Source organism: Parabacteroides provencensis (assembly GCF_900232875.1).
Classification (GTDB): Bacteria; Bacteroidota; Bacteroidia; order Bacteroidales; family Tannerellaceae; genus Parabacteroides; species Parabacteroides chinchillae.
The window spans coordinates 238,181-257,838 of sequence record NZ_LT960491.1 but is presented as its reverse complement, the minus strand read 5'-3'; the positions used below and the strand labels follow the sequence as shown (position 1 = coordinate 257,838).

Here is a 19,658-nt window from a genome sequence, read left to right as displayed (position 1 = left end):
TATGTTGTAAAACACAAAACAAATGTCTACCTTTGCATCCTTATTAATAAGCAATAAGTTTTTTAAATATTTAAATAATATGGATTGGATAAATGATTTGTTATGGGGTGAAGGCATAGGGCATTCTATATTATTGTTGTCTATTGTGATTGCTGCAGGTATCCAACTGGGTAGAATTAAAGTGTTTGGTGTGTCTTTAGGTATTACACTCGTATTGTTTGTGGGGATTATACTCGGACATTTTGGTTTTACGATCAACTCTAATGTAATACATTTTTTTAAGGAGTTTGGATTAATTTTATTTGTTTACTCTGTTGGTATGCAAGTTGGCCCTGGTTTCTTTTCTTCATTTAAGAAAGGTGGAGTGACTTTAAATATGTTGGCTTGTGGAATCGTATTTCTTGGGGTAATAACAGCATTAGTTATTCATTATATTACGGGAGTATCGATGTCTACGATGGTTGGCATTCTTTCCGGTGCGGTGACGAATACGCCTGGGCTGGGGGCTGCTCAGCAAGCTTATTCGGATATGTTCGGCGTTTCTGATAAAACGATAGCTTTGGGTTATGCAGTGGCTTATCCGCTGGGTGTGATCGGTATTATTCTTTCTACGATTTTTATTCGTTATGTATTTCGTATTAGTTTTGAGAAAGAAACGGAAAAGCTTAATACGGAAGATGATAAACATATAAATGAAGCGAAGCCTATATCTTTGATAGTCAAAAATCCGGCTCTTTTTGGTAAGAAGGTCAGCGAGTTGTCAAATTTGTTGGAGCATAGGGATTTTGTTATTTCCCGTGTATGGCGTAATGATAATAAACAAATCGAAATAGCTTCTGCCGCAACTGTTTTACAGGAATATGATAAAATATTTGTCATAACTACCGAACAGGATGCTGAGACGATCAAAGCGTTTATCGGCGAAGAAATAGATATGGAACGTAAACAATGGATACGTATGGAAAGCCAGTTTATCAATCGCCGTATCTTGATTACAAAGCCAGAATTGAATGGAAAGCATTTAGGGCAGTTAAAATTGCGTAAGTTATATGGTATAAATATTACACGTATTAATCGTGCCGGTGTGGATTTGGTTGCAACCCCGGGATTAAGGTTACAGGTAGGTGACCGTGTAAATGTTGTAGGTACTGAAACTGCAGTATCTAATGTTGAGAAAGTTTTAGGTAATTCCATGAAGCGTCTGAATGAACCGAATTTGATTACTATTTTTATAGGCATTGCATTAGGTATTATTTTAGGAAGTATTCCTATTTCGTTTCCGGGTATTCCTCAACCCGTGAAATTAGGGTTGGCAGGTGGTCCTCTTGTTGTGGCTATCTTGATAAGCCGTTTTGGATATCAATATAAATTGATTACATATACGACCCAAAGTGCAAATTTTATGTTGCGCGAGATAGGTATAACACTTTTCCTGGCATGTGTAGGATTGAGTGCCGGTGATGGCTTTGTAGATACGATCGTGAACAACGGAGGTTTGGCATGGATAGGTTATGGATTTATAATTACTGTAGTTCCGCTATTGATTGTAGGATGTATTGGCCGTTATTTCTGTAAAATCAATTATTTTACATTAATGGGGTTGATAGCCGGAAGTACAACTGATCCTCCGGCATTGGCTTATTCAAATGCAACGGCTGGAAACGACGCTCCGTCAGTGGGATATGCAACTGTATATCCGTTAACAATGTTTCTGAGAGTACTTACCGCCCAGTTATTAATTTTATTTTTTGCCTGATTCTGTAGAAATAATAACAATTATTGCTGTCCGATAAACTATTTTAAATTAGATTATAAAATTTCCAATAACTATGAGTGGAAGTACACATGGATAGCAATAAAAGGATATATGTTTTATTAATAAAAGTCCCGTCTTAACACTTTAAAAGTCAGCCATTTTAAGCGTTAAGACGGGACTTTTTATTCAAAAGACAGCTCTTTTGTAAGTCCTCTCTTGCTTGTATATTTACTAAGTTTTATAAGACAGTAATAATAACAAATATTTTCTTTTATGGATTAAATGAATATATTTGTTAGCTAAAGAAATAATAGAATATCATGGAGAAAAAAAACTCGGTTATTGGTGTAGATCTTGGAGGCACAAATATGCGTGCAGGTCGTATTAAGGATGGTATATTAATAGCAAAGAATACAATCCCTACACCAAAACAAGCGAAAAATTGTGAGGAAACGTTGGGGGCTTTAATAGAAGTAATACATTCTGTATGGGATGAAAGTGTGACAGCTATAGGAATAGGTGTTCCCAGTGTCGTAGACCGTATGCGGGGCATCGTGTACAATGTTGCTAATATCCCACATTGGGAGGAAGTACATTTAAAAGAGATACTGGAAAAGGAGTTTTCTGTTACTGTTTATGTCGATAATGATGCAAATTGTTTTGCTTTAGGCGAACGTATATTTGGAGATGGACGTGATATTGAGAATTTTGTAGGACTTACCTTAGGCACCGGACTAGGAGGTGGTATCATTCAACGTGGAAAATTGCTTTCAGATGCCAACTGTGGTTCAGGAGAGTTCGGTATGTTGCCTTATAAAGATAAAATACTGGAATACTACTGTAGCGGTTCTTACTTTATGAATGTATGGGGTGTTGACGGAAAAGAAATGCACGCCCGTGCTATGAAAGGGGAAGCTGAGGCTTTGGAAGCTTATCGTCAGTTAGGAATTTATATTGCAGCAGCAATCAAGATCGTAGTATTGACAGTAGACCCGGAAATGATTATTTTTGGAGGTTCTGTAGCCTCTGCTCATATGTTGTTTGAAGAAAGTATGCGTGAAAATTTAAAAGATTTCGACTATCCTAATTCTATAAAAAAATTGCAAATACGTTACTCGACAATGGAAGATCCGGGTATTGTAGGTGCGGCATCTTTGTGCTATTAACTAAGGTGAAATCTTTTGCTTGTATTCTAAAGCCATGCAGAATGTGAATGGAAACTGTGCGGCTTTAGAAACGGCTGTAGTTATTAATTATCCTACTTCTAAAAGCAACGTATATATGCTAATGAGTATCTGTCATATAAATCGTCTTGTAAGCCATGTCGATAACGGAATGAAATGATATTCTTTTTAATTTCATAATTTAATTTGGTACGGATGGCCATTGGGCGGTCTCCGTTATTTTTATATCCTTTAATTCCGGATAAGTCAGCATTGAGCGTGAAACTTTTGTAAATACCGGAAATACCTCCTCCATACGAAATTGCATCATTCTGGCGATGTACCGTGTTATTTGTCATCCAGCAATAAAAACCAACCATTGCCTGTATGCGTAGAGACATGCTTTCGTCGGCCGATTTTAGAAGGGTTCTTCCAGCCGTAATATCAAACCAGTAGGAGGCAGCATCAGTAAAACGTGCGTCACATAAACGGCCTCCGCTTGCTGTTTTTAAGTTTAGACTGACCATTACATCTGCCCATTTTTCACTGCGGACTACTTGTACATAGGTGGTTGCTATCAAATCTCCAAAACATTTAATGGGAGGGGTCAGTTCTACGGCTGAACGTTCATCTCTTGTTTCGGGAGTCATTTTGTAGTTCTCAATAATTACACCGCTTAGTTCAATGCCTGCACGCCCCTTTGCTATTGGGATAAAGAGCCGGGCAAATAAATCTTTTGTTTTGTCTCCTTTATAATAGCTATATTCTCCGCGTAATTCTATTTCCCAACGTTTCCCAACACTTCCATTTTGTAATTCGGGCATGGGGAAAGCATTCGGTCCGAAATAGCGTGGCGAGTAGGTTAAAAATTCCATTTTATCACGCCAATCTTCACTAAAAACTGCCGATGGAATAAATAATAATATGGAGATGTAGAGGACTGTTGATTTGAAAAAATGTATCATGTTATTTATAAGTTTGAAAGTACTTGTATTTGTAGAGCCACAAATGTACTGTTTTTGGAGTTATTCTGTTTCTTTTATATAATGAATATATCCATCTTCTAATATAAAATGTTCATCGTGTTCTGCTAAATACCGGATCGCAGTGATACTTTTTTCTACAGGGAATGGTAAAGATTCGGCGAGAGTCTTAATGTGCATGGTCTGCTCTTTTAGCGTATTTTGTAATGCTTTCCGGATATCGTTAAACATTTTGTTGCTTAATCCGGAATCATTTTTTGCCAGACATATATCACAACAACCACAATCCTCCGATTTTGTTTCGCCAAAATAAGCTAGTAACATACGACTTCGACAAACAGAATTCTCGTCAATATATTTTAATACTTTGTTTATACGTTCTTCAAAACGCTTTTTGCGCTCGTCATAAGCCTGGTGTGGAATAACCAGATATTTTTGATCTTCACGGGTTCGCGTATAAATAATGAGCGGTGTTTTTTTATGAGGGATGTAATTTACGACTCTGTATTTGGAAAGACCAATTAACGTATCGTATATCTCTTGCTGATTAATCCCGGAACGGCTTGCTATCAAAGCTTCGTCTATATATACGTAATCTGCAAATAATCCAGTGTATGACCGTAGTATAGTTTGTATAATCTCGTCTGTTTTTTTGTCTTGATGTAAATGTTTGTAGAGTTCATCGCGAGTGGCTGTAAATAGTAAACGCGATGCATTGTCTACTTCTTCCGTATATTCAATATAGCCTGATAGCTCTAATATTTTTAATGCATGATGTGTTTGAAGCAAAGAAAATTTGAATACAGAACAAAAATCAGATAATGAAAAATCGTGTACGGTGTCTAACCCGTAGCCTACAGCAATTTGATAATAATTGCCCAAAGCCTCATAGACCCGAAAAATGAAATCTTTATCAGGGAATTCATCGGCCAGACGTTTTTTTAACTTTGCGTTGTCTATGCCGGAACATAAAGCTACAGCATAAGCTTTTTGTTCGTCACGCCCGGCACGTCCGGCTTCCTGGTAATATTCTTCTAGTGATCCGGGCATATCCAGATGGACAACCAGTCGGACGTCTGGTTTATCTATGCCCATTCCAAAGGCATTTGTGGAAACAATTACACGGCATTCATTATTTTTCCAATTATTTTGCCGTATAGTTTTCTCTTCACGGTTTAGTCCGGCATGGTAGAAGCTTGCTGATATACCGGCTTGCTGTAACAAACCTGCAATTTCTTTGGTCCGCTTTCTGTTTCTCACATAAACAATGGTACTTCCTTGTATTCTACCTAATATGTATATGAGTGTATTGATTTTGTCTTCAGTATGACGTACAATATATGAAAGGTTCTTACGGGCAAAACTTTTTTGGAAAACATTTTTTTCTTTGAATGACAGTTTTTCCTGTATGTCATTAACTACTTCAGGTGTAGCAGTTGCCGTAAGTGCCAGAACCGGGACGGCTGAGGGTAGCTCTTTACGAATCTCTGCAATATTAAGGTAGGAAGGACGGAAGTCATATCCCCATTGTGAAATACAATGACTTTCGTCTATAACAAGTAAGCATACTTTCATTGCCTGCAACTTTGAACGAAAAATTTCAGTACTTAGCCGTTCTGGTGATACGTATAAGAATTTATAGTCGCCAAAGATACAGTTTTCTAGTTGGGTGATGATTTCTTGTCTGCTCATCCCAGAATATACAGCAGTGGCTTTGATTCCCAACCGGCGTAAATTATCGACCTGGTCTTTCATCAAAGCTATAAGAGGGGTAACTACGATACAAATTCCTTCCATAGTCATAACCGGAACTTGGAATGTAATAGATTTACCTCCTCCTGTGGGCATCAGTCCGAGTGTGTCTTTTCCTGCACACACAGAATGAATGATATCTTCCTGTAAAGGACGGAAAGTCCGGTAACCCCAATATTTTTTTAATATCTTATGGTAAATATCCACAAGTGTCCTTCATATATCGTCCGGCTTGATATCTTTTATCATCAACTGTAAAGAAGTATTTCCGTTATAGGTGTTTTCTTCTATTGTATAGCAGATGTTAAAAGGTTTCATGCCTTTTATATGCTCACTAAATTGATACATTCCGAAAGCAATACCGTGGATAGGCGTATTGGAATTGCCGTCTATAACTTCCAGCTTGATATGTTCCAGGTCTTTACCTACAAGTTTGCTTGTACCATAATCTTTGACATCTAAAGAACAAAATACGGGTTTTTGATTATCCGGGCCAAAAGGGCTCATTTTCTTCAGATCGTTCATAAATTTGGTGTTAATGTCTTTTAAGTCTAATATGGCATCAATGTCAATTTGGGGAGTCATCTGTTCCGGAATAATTTCATCGGCAGCCAGTTGCAGAAAGCGTTCTGTAAAAGCTTCCAGATTTTCTTCTTTTAAAGATAGCCCGGCTGCATATGTATGTCCCCCAAAATTTTCCAGTAAATCCCTGCAACTTTCTATAGCTTTGTAAATATCAAACCCGGTAACAGAACGTGCAGAACCTGTTATTAATTCGGATGATTTGGTTAAAACGACTGCCGGACGATAGTATTTTTCTGTTAACCTGGAAGCTACAATACCAATGACACCTTTATGCCATCCTTGGTTATAGACAACAATGGCTTTACGATCTTCCATGTTTTCGAATTCGTCAATGATAGCATTTGCTTCATCGGTTATTTTTTTGTCCAGTTCCCGTCGTTCTTCATTATATTGGTTGATATTTTCACTCTTTTCCCTGGCGGATTCACTGTCTTTCGAAAGGAGAAGTTCAACAGCTTCTTTTCCGTTCATCATACGTCCCGAAGCATTGATACGCGGTCCTATTTTGAAAACAATATCGCTGATGGTAATTTCTTTTCCTGTTAATCCGCAAATGTCTATGATACCTTTTAATCCTAAACTTGGGTTGCAATTTAATTGCTTCAACCCATAATAGGCAAGTACTCTGTTTTCTCCTGTAATGGGAACAATGTCAGAGGCGATACTTACAGCAGTAAGTTCCAATAATTTTTCTAAATCTGAAAATGGAAAATTATTGCTTTTGGCAAATGCCTGCATGAGTTTAAATCCTACCCCACATCCCGATAAGTGTTCGTAGGGGTAGATTGAATCAGCTCGTTTGGCATCCAACACAGCAACAGCATCCGGTAATACATCATCGGGCATATGATGGTCGCAAATAATAAAATCAATACCTTTCTGTTTGGCATATTCTATTTTTTCGATAGCCTTTATGCCGCAGTCCAAAGATATGATTAATGATATATCATTCTCCGCCGCATAATCAATGCCTTTGTAAGAGATACCGTATCCTTCATCATAACGATCTGGAATGTAAAAATCCAGGCTTGATGAATAGGGACGTAAATACTTATATACCAAAGATACAGCAGTTGTTCCGTCTACATCGTAATCACCGTATATTAAAATTTTTTCTTTATTTCCTAAAGCCTTATTTAACCTTTTGACCGCTTTATCCATGTCGGGCATGAGGTACGGATCATGAAGATCATTCAGACTGGGTTTAAAGAATTTTTTTACTTCCTCAACGGAAGTAATTCCCCTCTGAACAAGCAGAAGACCTATAACCGGATTGAGACCCAGTTCGGCTACTAATTCGTCTCTTTTATGTAATTCTTCTTCTGTTGGGGTTCGAAAATTCCATCTGTTAATCATTATATATTGTTTTTTCTTTTTTCTAGCTATCGATGCATTTTGGGTATAAATACCACTTATGCAATATATTTCAATCCGTAAAGTTAGGAATTAAAAATCGTATAATAACTACTGCTTAGTGAAAATAGTTTTTTTCTTATTATTTTTTTGAAGTCCGCGAAACCTTTGTACATTTGTCAAAATAATGTAAAGAAAATGCAGGAAGACATAAAAAAAGCCTGTGAAGTAATGCAGGCCGGGGGGGTAATTCTTTATCCTACAGATACAATTTGGGGTATCGGCTGTGATGCAACCAATGAAAAGGCTGTACAGAAAGTGTATGAGTTAAAGCAAAGAGTAGATAATAAAGCAATGCTGGTACTGATTGATAGTACTGCTAAGTTAAATATGTATGTATCCGAATTGCCTGATATTGCCTGGGATTTAATAAATGTGGCCGATAAACCATTAACAATTATTTATCCTACAGCTAAGAATCTTGCCTCTAATTTATTGGCAGAGGATGGTAGCGTTGGTATACGTGTTACGAATGAGGAATTTTCTCGTGCTTTATGTGAACGTTTTCGTAAACCGTTAGTTTCTACTTCTGCTAATGTGAGTGGCGAAAAATCTCCTGCAAACTTTTGTGAAATCTCTGAAGCCATAAAAAATGGAGTTGATTATATTGTGCAATATCGTCAGGATGATATGAGTAAGGCACAGCCGTCAAATATTATTAAGTTGGGCTTGGGAGGACTTATCCAGGTAATCAGATAGAATGAAAAAAAGCTGGCAGGCAGGAAAATATATTATATCGGATTTTCTATCGGCTTCATTAGTTTGGCTGTTGTTTAATCTGCTTCGTTACGATGAAGTTGCTGTTTATGGTGGTTTTCGTACGCTGCAAGATTATTTGTTATATATATATATATGGGGCGGCCAGTTTCTACTTCCATTTTTTTGGATTTTCTTATATTATATTTCCGGATACTATAATAAGCCATTTGGAAAATCGCGTTTAGTAGAATTGTTTTCTACTTTTTTGACTGTACTTATTGGCGTAGTTCTTGTTTTCTTTATATTTGTACTGAATGATTTACCTCGTTCTTTTCATATTTATTACGAACTATTCTTTTCATTGTTTGGACTTCAGTTTTTGTTAACCTATATTCCTCGTTTAATAATAACTCAGGATGGTATACGAAAAATAAAACGGAGGGAATGGGCCTTAAATGTTCTGATAATAGGTGCAGGAGAAAAAGCAGTTTATATTGCAACAGGGTTATATAAATTAGGTTATAATGTAATTGGGTTTATACCTGAAGATAAAAATATACCAATTAAAGTTACACAGCAACAGATTCTCGGTTCGTTGGCTGATTTGTCAGATTTGATAGAAAAAGAGTCTGTTGATGAATTGGTTGTAGTGCTAGACAGTTCAGATAGCCAAAAGTTGTTAGACATATTGTACTCTCTTTACCATTATAAACGTCCGATAAAGGTGCTGGCAGATAAATCCAACGTTCTTTCGCGGGTAAAAATTAAAACTATTTACGGTATTCCTTTGATTGATGTTACAGATAATAATTTTTCACAAGTTGAGAAAAATGTGAAATTTTTTATGGATAAGGTATTATCAGTGTTGGTATTGATATTATTATCCCCTCTTTATCTATATATAGCTTGGAGAGTGAAAAGAGATTCTTTTGGTCCCGTCTTTTATCGACAAGAGCGCATTGGATATATGGGACAACCTTTTGTAATGTATAAATTCAGGACTATGTATGTTGATTCTGAAAATAATGGTCCGTTATTATCTGTAGAGAATGATCAACGTGTAACACCTTTCGGGCGTTTTATGCGTAAATACCGGTTGGATGAACTTCCTCAGTTCTGGAATGTATTAAAAGGAGATATGTCTATTGTCGGGCCTCGCCCGGAACGTAAATATTTTATAGATCAGATAGTAAAGAAAGCTCCCTTTTATTATTTGTTACACAACGTTCGTCCGGGCATTACTTCATGGGGAATGGTAAAATACGGATATGCAGGTAGTGTAGATGAGATGATAGAGCGGTTGAAGTATGATATATTATATTATGAAAATATGTCATTAATATTGGATATTACTATTCTGATATATACAATAAAAACAGTTATTACAGGCAAAGGTATTTAAAATGGCTAAAGAAGGATTATTTTATAAATTTCTGTTGTGGAGAGAGAAACGGATAAAAGAAAAACATTTTATTCTGATTATTAGTTTCATCGTGGGAATTTGCACCGCAGCATCAGCAATTATATTAAAACAGTTAATCCATTTAATACAGCATTTGCTTACTGCAAATTTTGCTGCGGATGGAGTAAATTATTTATTACTTCTTTATCCGGTTATTGGCATTTTGTTGGCCGGTTTATTTGTGAAGTATATTGTTCGGGATGATATAAGCCATGGAGTGACAAAAATTCTATATGCTATTTCTCAGCGAAAAAGCCGTATCAAACCTCATAATACATGGTCTTCCATTGTAGCAAGCTCAGTTACGATTGGTTTTGGTGGATCTGTAGGAGCGGAAGCTCCTATTGTATTAACGGGAGCAGCTATAGGTTCCAATTTAGGACGTATTTTTCGGATGGAGCAAAAAACATTGATGCTTCTGGTTGGTTGTGGTGCTGCCGGCGCTATTTCCGGTATTTTTAAAGCTCCTATAGCAGGTCTTGTTTTTGTGATAGAAGTTTTAATGCTGGATTTAACAATGACATCTGTATTACCGCTACTGATATCTTCCGTAACGGCAGCTACCGTTTCTTATATATTTACAGGTACAGAGGCTATGTTTAAATTTTCTCAAACGGAAGTTTTCGAAATACAGCGTATTCCTTATGTGTTATTATTAGGTGTATTTTGTGGTTTAGTATCTCTTTATTTTACTCGTGTGATGAACCGGGTAGAGGGTATGTATAGAAAACTTGGAAGTTATTGGCATAAATTTTTGTTGGGAGGTATAATGCTAAGTATTCTGATTTTTATATTTCCGCCTCTTTATGGTGAAGGTTATGATACGATAGGCTCTTTATTAAACGGGCAATTCTCCCATATAATGGATAAAAGTTTGTTTTATGATTTGAATGATACTTATTGGGGAGTTATTGTTTTTCTATTATTAATAATATTGACGAAAGTCTTTGCTTCCAGCGCTACAAATGCCGGGGGTGGTTGTGGTGGTATATTTGCTCCTAGTTTATATTTGGGATGTATTGCCGGATTTGTTTTTGCACATACTTCAAATTATTTTCCATTTACAATGTATATATCTGAGAAGAATTTTGCGCTGTTAGGTATGGCTGGAATAATGTCTGGAGTAATGCACGCTCCACTGACCGGAGTTTTTCTTATTGCAGAACTTACCGGTGGATATGATTTATTTCTTCCATTAATGATTGTTTCTATAAGTTCTTATATAACAATCCTGATGTTTGAGCCTCATAGTATTTATTCTATGCGTTTGGCACAGAAGGGAGAATTGCTTACTCACCATAAGGATAAAGCGGTATTAACATTATTGAATATAGATAATGTAATAGAAAGGGATTTTGAAACGGTATCGCCGGAAATGTCATTAGGAGATATGGTAAAAGTGATAGCTCGAAGTCCCCGGAATACTTTTCCTGTAATTGATGAAAAAGGGGTTTTACTAGGAATTGTATTATTGGATAATATCCGTAATATAATGTTCCGGCCAGAACTTTACAATCGTTTTCATGTTTCTAAATTTATGGTGTCGGCACCTGCTAAAATTCGAATTAGTATGCCGATGGAACAAATAATGCAAACTTTTGATGATACGAAAGCCTGGAATCTCCCGGTTGTGGATGATGAAGGCCATTATATAGGCTTTATGTCTAAATCAAAGATTTTTAATTCGTATCGTGAAGTTTTGGTTGATAATTTTTCAGGAGATTAAATAAAAATGAGAAAAGAAGACTTGCGTATTGTTTATATGGGTACTCCGGACTTTGCAGTGGAGAGCTTACGTGTTTTGGTGGAAAATGGCTATAATGTAGTAGGAGTAGTTACTATGCCCGATAAGCCGATAGGCAGACACGGCAGTGTTTTGCAATCCAGTCCTGTTAAACAATATGCCGAATCAAAAGGTTTGCCTGTTCTGCAACCTGAAAAACTTAAAGATGAAACTTTTTTGACTCAATTGAAAGATTGGAATGCCGATTTGCAGATAGTAGTTGCTTTTCGAATGCTACCGGAAGTTGTTTGGGATATGCCTCGGTTGGGAACATTTAATTTGCACGCTTCTTTGTTACCTCAATACCGTGGGGCTGCTCCTATTAATTGGGCTGTAATTAATGGAGATACTGAAACTGGCGCAACCACTTTTTTCCTTACTCATGAAATTGATACGGGAAAAATTATTCTTCAAAGACGTTTGCCTATTGCAGATACGGATGATGTTGGGACAGTGCATGATTCATTAATGCAAATGGGGGCAAAATTAGTGACGGATACCGTAGACTTGTTGTTGGCCGGTAAGGTTGATGTTGTTTCGCAAGAAGATTTTTATAAAGATTTATCGGAGCTTCGCCCTGCTCCTAAAATTTTTAAAGATACTTGTCATATTAATTGGAATCAGCCAATAAAGAAGATATATGATTTTATCCGTGGTTTGTCTCCCTATCCGGCTGCTTGGACGGAATTGGTTGCAGTGGATGGTTCCCGCCAGGTATTGAAGATTTATCAGACAGAAAAACGCCTGATTAACCATGATTTACCGATCGGAACGATTTCTACCGATAAGAAAAACTATATTGACATCGCTGTTGAAGGTGGCTATTTGCGTTTATTATCTTTGCAACTTGCAGGTAAGAAACGTATGAATGTAACAGACTTTCTCAATGGAAACAAACAAATTGGTGATTATACCGTTGAGTAAATGAATAGGGCCAGGCGGGTTATTTATATTGTCTTAGGAACCTTCTTTTTGATATTGGGTGCAATTGGTATTTTTGTGCCCTTACTTCCTACAACTCCGTTTTGGCTTCTGACATGTTGGTTTTACATTCGTAGTTCCGAATATTTATATAATAAAGTAATGCAGAATCGCTATTTTGGTCCATATATCCGCAATTTTATAGAAGATAAAGCAATACCTATGCGTTCTAAAGTTATATCAGTTGGTATAATTTGGCTTTCAACTATATCTACTACAGCTTTTTTGATTGAGAAATGGTGGATTATACTTTGTCTTTTCTTAATCAGTGCCGGAGTAAGTTGGCATATTTTATCATATCCTACGAAACAATAGTATATAAGAGGTTGTCTGTTGTTTATATAGATGCCATTCCTTTTTCCGTTACTGTGTGTGAGGAATAGTGAATGTAAAAGTAGAGCCTGCCCCTTCTTTTGAACATACCGAGATTGTTCCGCTCATTTTCGTAACTAGCCTTTTACAGATAGCTAACCCTAATCCGACTCCATCTTTTTTATTCATACCAATTTGAGTGAAACGGGAAAATATATTTTTTATTTCTTCTTCAGGAATACCGCATCCTGTATCGCTTACGTAGAATCGAATGAATCCATCTTCACACTTGTAGCCAAAATGTATGCTACCTGTAGCGGTGTGTTTTATTGCATTTGTAAGCAGGTTTATCAAAACCTGGCTTAAGCGACTCTTATCTACGTATAAAGTTTGATCGGAACAAGGATCTAGGACTAATTCAATTCCTTTTTTCATTTTCAGTTGTATAGTCATGTATATGTCTTTCATAAGCGGTTGTAAAAGCACATTTACATAGTCAAATGTCAATAAATCTGACTCAATTTTAGATATATCCAGTATATCATTTATCAATTTAACCAATAATTCATTGTTTGTTTTGATTATGTTTATGTATTCATGTCGTAAATTCAGGTCAATTTCGTCACTAAGTAGTTCGGCAAAGCCTACGATAGCGTGTAATGGCGTGCGGATATCGTGCGTCATGTTTGCAAGGAATTCCGATTTTAATTGACTTGATATCTCTGCTTTTTCTTTGGCTTTTTGTAAGATTTCTTCGTGCTCTATGTATTCTTGGTTATCTATTATACATCCTACAATTAAACAGGGTTTGCCATCGTTGTCAAATTTTTTGGTTTTGCCTGTTATTTCGTAATTACAGTATTTACTATTATCATTTTTTAATCCGAAATTTGTTGTGAATTTTTCAAGCTTTTCTTCTCTTATTTTATTAATAAGATGAAGTAATTTGGCTTGATCTTCTGCTTGTTGTAATGAGGATAAAGATTTACAGATATATTGATTCTTTTGCAATAGATGATTTTTGCTTCCGTAAAACTGAATGCATTGATTACAATGTACTTTGTTGCAGGCTTTAAATTTATTGAAATCAAATGAGTATAATGTTGCACGGCTGTTTTGCAAAGCCAGTTCCATTAGAGTTTGGTTTTCGGAAGCCTTGTCTGTTGGCTTATTATTTGCTTTATTCGGTTTTGCCATTTCGTTTTTTCTGATGATCGGTTAAAAAAGTATTATCAAAAAGATGATTTAAAAAGAATAATGATTTATCCGTTATATCGTACCTCTTTTTCATGGAATGATTGATATCAATTATTGCTCCATTAATATCATATAAAGCTTCGCTTATTGGATGATAGCTAAAGCATTTAAACAGCACTTGGCTATCGTTAGAAAACGTATCCATAATTTTACCCTCAATAAATTTTACCCTTCCTAGATGGTATGCAAAATAAGTAAAACTTTGTTTGTAGAATATTGACTTTATCGAGAATTGTTCACAGGATAACAAAATATAACTATTGTTTTTTTGTCTGATGTAAATGTGTGATTTAAAGTTTTTTGCGTGTTTGTTTGTGCTTTTTTTTGATTTGCTTTGATTTTCTAGATGTTTGGGATTATATTGCTTGACAGAAGTAATGAGATGGGATTAAGTTTTACTGATCTTATAGTTATTTGAAGTTTCTGTCGGTTAAATATATATTAACATAGTATTGAGAAAAAAAGGGATGCTTTTGCACCCCTCTCATCAATATGATTTAAAATAGAAATTTAAACTAAAGAAATGGGGCTTATTTTTTATATCCCCATTTTACTAATTCAGACTGACCAATTTTACCATGCACGTAAAACCAGAATAGCCCAAGGCTGACGCCCTAATAATTCGATGTAATGACTAAACAATCTTTTTACCATAATACCTAACAAATATGTTTTACAACACAAATATACGGGGCGTTTTGATACGTTGTACTCTCAAAAAGCAATTAAATGCAACGTAAATATGATTTCTTGATATATGATAAAAAATGTCACCCTATTACAGAAATGTAACGTCTATGAGATATTAATGAAGTTCTCCTTATGTATTTCTACTCATAATTATGACTTAATCAGATCATAACTATGAATCGAACAGATCATCCGTATGATTTATATAACTACACTTGTGATTCGATTCGTTTTTGGTGTATTTTATACAGATAGTGTGTGTTGGAGAGTCATCTAACGGTGGTATGTTGGATATTTGTTGTTGAACCTATATCCGATACCTAGCATTAAAAAGTTGGGGGTATGAAAGTTCTGGAGATTATATCCTATATGGATAAAAGAACTTCGGGTAACTTCTATTTTCAGTGCCAGTACTTGATAAAGCGCTTTTAAATCGCCGCCGCCATGCAATACGTTGGCACCTATACCTAAATTGACGGTGAAGTATGGCATAACATATTCTACGCGTCCGGAAAGTCCGAGTGCCAACTGCTTATTAAGCCCGGGCTTATAAAATTGCTGTTCAGTGCCTACAATATAATCTTCGGTATAGACATTGGCACTTCCATCGTAAACACCGTCAACAGATACTCCGGCACGGAACTTATAGTTGATATTATACATTGGTGCAAAGTTGAACCCGAATACCGGATAGGTTTCCGGGGAAGCTACCTGTTCGTCGCCATAGGCAACACCTTTTCGCCGCCATGATCCGAATAATAGTAAATCATAACTGATATGATGTGGGAATTTCGGGATTTTGAGGTGATCCGAAGAATTTGAAAGAAAATTTTCTTCTCTGTTGAAGTTGTATACTAGTCCGATTTTAAGACCGGTTGTATTCAGGCCGGAATTTGGATATTTGGTATTGCCATTTGAGAAGTGAGTAAGGTCGACTCCTGCATTCAGGTCGAATAACCGTGATAACTTCCAGTTAAGATAAAAGTTGACATTAAGATAAGCGTTAATCTTCGAACCGATTACTTTGTTATAGGAGTTGTAATCGAAGTCGTAAGGATGCCAGCCGGCAGATACGCCGAAATTCCATTCGTAATTGAATGATAACCGCGGACTGAATCTGGCTAATCGTGCTCCCTGAAAAATATATGCAGCAAACGGATCACCTAAATATTTTTTTTCACTAAAGGTGTAATAGGCTAGCCCTATTCCTTGGTAAGCTTCTCCGTAGATACGGTCTGTATATGTGTTGGGACGGAATTGAAATGAGTATCTCAGGTGTGCGGAAATAGAACTTCTGATTAGTTTCCCTGTTTCATTTTCTCCGCGTAAAAAAGGATTTGTCGGAATGATATAAGCCGGACGGGCTTCTATTCCAAGTTTGTGAATAAAGCGATGGGAGGAAAAGGTACTGTCTGTTTTATTTTCGGATTCGTTATTATTAGGTAAACTTTCAGCGAAAGCTATATCGGATAAGAAAAGCATTATTACTGAAATCACCACAACCTTCAACATCTCTAATAGGCTTTTCATATGTAGTGTTACTCCTTGTTATTTGTAAATATTTGAGCTTTAACTCAAAGTGACCTACAAACATAGTTATACTATTTGAAATATGCGGTATAATGATTTGGAAATTTACTATATATTAAATAAAGAGACCGGCTTATTGTTGTTTTGTGCCGGTCTCTTTGGTAGTTTTACTTTTTCTCTTTTTTGTCAAACCATTTTTCCTGGATGGTCTGCATTAATTCGTAGAAATTAGGGATCAGGGCCGTTGCAAATATAGTATTGATAGCCATACCAAATACAACGGCTGCTCCTAATGCAATACGGCTGGCTGCTCCTGCACCGGAGGCAAACAGTAAAGGCATTACTCCTAAGACGAATGCAAACGAGGTCATCAATATAGGACGTAAGCGGACATGTCCGGCTTCGAGTGCGGAATCGCGAATGGTGTTGCCTTGAGTATGAAAATCTCTTGCAAATTCGATAATAAGAATACCGTTTTTTGCAGAAAGGGCGATCAATAAGATTATACCGATTTGTGTATAAATGCTTATAGGAACTCCCATGACAAAGCATCCCAGTACGGCTCCCAGCAAAGCAACAGGCAATCCCATGATGGCGGCTGCCGGGCTTGTCCAGCTTTCATATTGGGCTGCCAGAACAAGGAAGGCTACCAATAGTGCCAGTATAAAAATAGTACTGGTTGTAGAACCGGCTTTTGTTTCCTGATAGGCAACGGAAGTCCATTCGTAGCCGAAATTATTTCCTAATTGCTCCTGTATCAGTTCTTCCATTGCTTTGATTCCTTCGTTTGAACTGTATTCAGGATTGACAATACAGGTTATAGCAGCCGAAGAATACATATTATACAGGTTAATCTGATTCAACCCCAATTGTTCTTCGACCTTTGTAAAAGATGAAAACGGTACCATTTCGCCGGAACTGTTTTCCAAACTTAAACGGAGAACATCATCTATTACTTTCTGGGATTGATCGTTTGCCTCTATCTTTACCTGATAGATATGTCCGAATTTTACAAAATCGTTTACATAGGCTGCTCCCATATAATAGCTTAATGTAGAGAATACATTATTAAGTTGCAATCCGAGCAATTGAACTTTATCTCGGTCAATGTTCAATAAATATTGCGGAACATTAGCCTGATACATGCAAGATATGTTTAATAACTGAGGCTTTTCGTGATAATGTTCCATTAATGTCTCTATTGCATGTTGCATTTCGGTTGGCCCCAGATTATTACGATCTTCTAATTGCAGTTGTAAACCTCCGGATGCACCTAGACCGGGTATGGCTGGAGGTACCATGCCAAATATCTGGGCTTCTTGTATTCCGGAAGCCTCCATATTGAAACGATTTACGATAGCTTGGGCTGTGTGTTCTTTACCTTTACGGTCTTTCCAGTTTTTCAGTATAACGAAAAAGGTTCCCGCATTAGGTTGTTCTCCACCGCCCATGATGGAAAAGCCGCTAACACTCACGTATGATTTTATTTCCGGATATTGGCTTAATATGTCATCGATTTTTTTGACAACAGTTTCAGTACGATTCAGGCTGGCTGCAGGAGGTAATTGAGCGACAACAAGGAAATATCCGTCATCTTCTTCCGGTATAAAACTGCTGGGCCATTTAATAAACATCATAATTGCTATAAACGTGATAACAGCATAACCGAATAGAGTAACTGCCTGGTTTTTCAGGAAATGGCCAACTACGTTGTCATATAGCTTTTGAGTCTTACCGAATAGTTTGTTGAATCCTCTGAAAAGGAAGAATTTTGATTCTTTCGGGCTTGGCTGCAGAAATAAGGCACATAATGCCGGGGTTAATGTAAGTGAGTTGATTCCACTTAATACTGTTGCCGATGCAATAGTCAAAGCGAACTGTTTGTAAAGCTGTCCTGATATGCCACTGATAAAAGTAGTAGGAATAAATACAGCCAATAAAACAAGAACTACGCCGACAATAGGGCCTACTATTTCTCCCATTGCTTCTGTCACGGCTTCACGGGGTGTGTATTTGCCAGTGTCTAATAAACGGGTAGAGTTTTCTACTACGACAATGGCATCATCTACAACGATGGCAATTGCAAGGATAAGACCGAATAATGTCAGTGTATTAATAGAAAATCCTAATGCAGACATAACAGCCAGTGTTCCTATTAATGAAACAGGTATTGTGATACATGGAATAATTACAGCCCTGAAATTTTGCAGGAACAGGAAGATCACTAATACTACCAACAGAGTTGTTTCAATGAATGTAATAAGTACTTCATGTATGGAGGCATCTATTACGTCTGTTGTATCCAATGTTACCTGGTATTCTATGCCTTCGGGAAGATTGGAGGCCAATTGCTGCATTTTGGCTTTTACTACTTTTGACACATCTAAAGAATTAGAGCCCGGTAGCTGATATATGGCAATCGCAGCACTTTCTTCTCCGTTTAATTTAGAGACGACATTATAAGACGAACTACCCAGTTCGATACGGGCTACATCTTTTAGACGGAGAATTTTTCCTCCATCCTCAGTTCGTAAAATAATATTTCCAAACTCCTGAGCATCGGTCAGGCGTCCGCGAACAGTTAATGTGTATTGAAACGGATCATTTGCATTGGCAAGCGGCTGACCCACATATCCGGCTGATACTTGTGTGTTTTGGGTAGAAATAGCCTGAAATACCATTTCCGGAGTCAGGTTGCGGATACGCATAGCGTCCGGGTCTAGCCATACACGCATGCTATAATCGCCGGCTCCCATAACGCTTACCGAACCTATGCCTGGAAGACGCGTTAATTCATCTGTCAGGTTTAATTGTGCGTAGTTGCTTAAATAAAGTCCGTTATACATAGGCTTTTGGGAGCTTAATGTAAGCAACATGACAATGTTGGAAGATTGTTTTTTGGTTGTAATACCTTGTACAATTACGGCTTCGGGCAGACTGCTCTGGGCTATACTTACCCGGTTTTGTACCATGACAGTGGCCATGTCAATATCTGTTCCGACAGCAAATGTTATGGTGAGAGAATAAGCTCCCGAGCTTGAGGAATTGGAACTCATGTATAACATTCCGTCTACACCGTTTACTTGTTTTTCGATAGGCAGACCTACGGTTTGTGCCACCGTTTCTGCATTAGCACCCGGATAAAAAGCTGATACTTGTACGGTAGGCGGTGTGATCTCGGGATATTGGGCAACAGGTAGTATATTTAATGTTACTATCCCGGCTACTACAATAATCAGAGCAAGTACTGTAGCGAATATAGGCCTGTTTATAAAGAATTTAACCATGATCT

Annotated in this window: 14 protein-coding genes; 7 read left to right on the top strand and 7 right to left on the bottom strand. The window is 37.0% G+C overall.

All coding sequences use genetic code 11. The features are described from left to right. Positions 1-79: 79 nt before the first annotated feature. Together CTY47_RS14370 and CTY47_RS14365 are read left to right on the top strand one after the other, a co-directional pair. Positions 80-1,756 carry a putative transporter gene (locus tag CTY47_RS14370; RefSeq protein ID WP_099465526.1) on the top strand — a complete coding sequence of 559 codons (1,677 nt, stop codon included), beginning with the start codon at positions 80-82 and terminating at the stop codon, positions 1,754-1,756. A gap of 320 nt (positions 1,757-2,076) precedes the next feature. Beyond that, a complete protein-coding gene (locus CTY47_RS14365; protein WP_099465467.1) occupies positions 2,077-2,922 on the top strand; it encodes an ROK family protein in 846 nt (281 codons plus the stop codon). Positions 2,923-3,020: 98 nt separating this feature from the next. Here CTY47_RS14365 and CTY47_RS14360 read toward each other — a convergent pair whose 3' ends face one another. The 3 genes from CTY47_RS14360 to recJ are packed head-to-tail and all read right to left on the bottom strand — an operon-like array spanning position 3,021 to position 7,595. Further along, positions 3,021-3,884 (bottom strand): hypothetical protein, encoded by an 864-nt coding sequence (locus tag CTY47_RS14360; protein WP_099465466.1) that lies wholly within the window; start codon positions 3,882-3,884, stop codon positions 3,021-3,023. Between the two features lie 60 nt (positions 3,885-3,944). Next, positions 3,945-5,861 carry a RecQ family ATP-dependent DNA helicase gene (locus tag CTY47_RS14355; RefSeq protein ID WP_099465465.1) on the bottom strand — a complete coding sequence of 639 codons (1,917 nt, stop codon included), beginning with the start codon at positions 5,859-5,861 and terminating at the stop codon, positions 3,945-3,947. A gap of 9 nt (positions 5,862-5,870) precedes the next feature. Beyond that, positions 5,871-7,595, bottom strand: coding sequence for a single-stranded-DNA-specific exonuclease RecJ (gene recJ / locus CTY47_RS14350; protein ID WP_099465464.1), 1,725 nt, complete (start codon positions 7,593-7,595; stop codon positions 5,871-5,873). Positions 7,596-7,790: 195 nt separating this feature from the next. Here recJ and CTY47_RS14345 point away from each other — a divergent pair, with 195 nt between their 5' ends. The 5 genes from CTY47_RS14345 to CTY47_RS14325 are packed head-to-tail and all read left to right on the top strand — an operon-like array spanning position 7,791 to position 12,892. Then, positions 7,791-8,351, top strand: a complete 561-nt coding sequence (locus CTY47_RS14345) for an L-threonylcarbamoyladenylate synthase (RefSeq protein ID WP_099465463.1) — start codon at positions 7,791-7,793, stop codon at positions 8,349-8,351. A 1-nt stretch (position 8,352) separates the two neighbouring features. After that, positions 8,353-9,753 carry a sugar transferase gene (locus CTY47_RS14340; RefSeq protein WP_099465462.1) on the top strand — a complete coding sequence of 467 codons (1,401 nt, stop codon included), beginning with the start codon at positions 8,353-8,355 and terminating at the stop codon, positions 9,751-9,753. A 1-nt stretch (position 9,754) separates the two neighbouring features. Next, on the top strand, positions 9,755-11,539 hold the full coding sequence (locus CTY47_RS14335; RefSeq protein ID WP_099465461.1) for a chloride channel protein: 1,785 nt from the start codon (positions 9,755-9,757) through the stop codon (positions 11,537-11,539). Positions 11,540-11,545: 6 nt separating this feature from the next. Next, positions 11,546-12,520, top strand: coding sequence for a methionyl-tRNA formyltransferase (fmt, locus tag CTY47_RS14330; RefSeq protein WP_099465460.1), 975 nt, complete (start codon positions 11,546-11,548; stop codon positions 12,518-12,520). Then, on the top strand, positions 12,521-12,892 hold the full coding sequence (locus CTY47_RS14325) for a YbaN family protein (RefSeq protein WP_099465459.1): 372 nt from the start codon (positions 12,521-12,523) through the stop codon (positions 12,890-12,892). A 48-nt stretch (positions 12,893-12,940) separates the two neighbouring features. On the opposite strand, the gene CTY47_RS14320 is transcribed toward CTY47_RS14325, so the two are convergent. From CTY47_RS14320 to CTY47_RS14305, 4 genes are all read right to left on the bottom strand, one after another. Next, positions 12,941-14,086 (bottom strand): sensor histidine kinase, encoded by a 1,146-nt coding sequence (locus CTY47_RS14320; RefSeq protein ID WP_099465458.1) that lies wholly within the window; start codon positions 14,084-14,086, stop codon positions 12,941-12,943. Beyond that, on the bottom strand, positions 14,070-14,291 hold the full coding sequence (locus CTY47_RS14315) for a hypothetical protein (RefSeq protein ID WP_143813400.1): 222 nt from the start codon (positions 14,289-14,291) through the stop codon (positions 14,070-14,072). Before CTY47_RS14315 ends, CTY47_RS14320 begins: the two co-directional genes overlap by 17 nt. Positions 14,292-15,109: 818 nt before the next feature. Then, positions 15,110-16,366: an acyloxyacyl hydrolase gene (locus tag CTY47_RS14310; protein ID WP_099465456.1), complete on the bottom strand. Its 1,257-nt coding sequence runs from the start codon at positions 16,364-16,366 to the stop codon at positions 15,110-15,112. A gap of 167 nt (positions 16,367-16,533) precedes the next feature. Beyond that, positions 16,534-19,653: an efflux RND transporter permease subunit gene (locus CTY47_RS14305; RefSeq protein ID WP_199163432.1), complete on the bottom strand. Its 3,120-nt coding sequence runs from the start codon at positions 19,651-19,653 to the stop codon at positions 16,534-16,536. Positions 19,654-19,658 lie beyond the last annotated feature (5 nt).

What these genes read in the sequence shown, in the direction of transcription:
- CTY47_RS14370 (WP_099465526.1), top strand. Translation starts at nt 80, where the DNA reads ATGGATTGGATAAATGATTTGTTATGGGGTGAAGGCATAGGGCATTCT.
- CTY47_RS14365 (WP_099465467.1), top strand. Translation starts at nt 2,077, where the DNA reads ATGGAGAAAAAAAACTCGGTTATTGGTGTAGATCTTGGAGGCACAAAT.
- CTY47_RS14360 (WP_099465466.1), bottom strand. Translation starts at nt 3,884, where the DNA reads ATGATACATTTTTTCAAATCAACAGTCCTCTACATCTCCATATTATTA.
- recJ (WP_099465464.1), bottom strand. Translation starts at nt 7,595, where the DNA reads ATGATTAACAGATGGAATTTTCGAACCCCAACAGAAGAAGAATTACAT.
- CTY47_RS14345 (WP_099465463.1), top strand. Translation starts at nt 7,791, where the DNA reads ATGCAGGAAGACATAAAAAAAGCCTGTGAAGTAATGCAGGCCGGGGGG.
- CTY47_RS14340 (WP_099465462.1), top strand. Translation starts at nt 8,353, where the DNA reads ATGAAAAAAAGCTGGCAGGCAGGAAAATATATTATATCGGATTTTCTA.
- CTY47_RS14335 (WP_099465461.1), top strand. Translation starts at nt 9,755, where the DNA reads ATGGCTAAAGAAGGATTATTTTATAAATTTCTGTTGTGGAGAGAGAAA.
- fmt (WP_099465460.1), top strand. Translation starts at nt 11,546, where the DNA reads ATGAGAAAAGAAGACTTGCGTATTGTTTATATGGGTACTCCGGACTTT.
- CTY47_RS14325 (WP_099465459.1), top strand. Translation starts at nt 12,521, where the DNA reads ATGAATAGGGCCAGGCGGGTTATTTATATTGTCTTAGGAACCTTCTTT.
- CTY47_RS14320 (WP_099465458.1), bottom strand. Translation starts at nt 14,086, where the DNA reads ATGGCAAAACCGAATAAAGCAAATAATAAGCCAACAGACAAGGCTTCC.
- CTY47_RS14315 (WP_143813400.1), bottom strand. Translation starts at nt 14,291, where the DNA reads ATGGATACGTTTTCTAACGATAGCCAAGTGCTGTTTAAATGCTTTAGC.
- CTY47_RS14310 (WP_099465456.1), bottom strand. Translation starts at nt 16,366, where the DNA reads ATGAAAAGCCTATTAGAGATGTTGAAGGTTGTGGTGATTTCAGTAATA.
- CTY47_RS14305 (WP_199163432.1), bottom strand. Translation starts at nt 19,653, where the DNA reads ATGGTTAAATTCTTTATAAACAGGCCTATATTCGCTACAGTACTTGCT.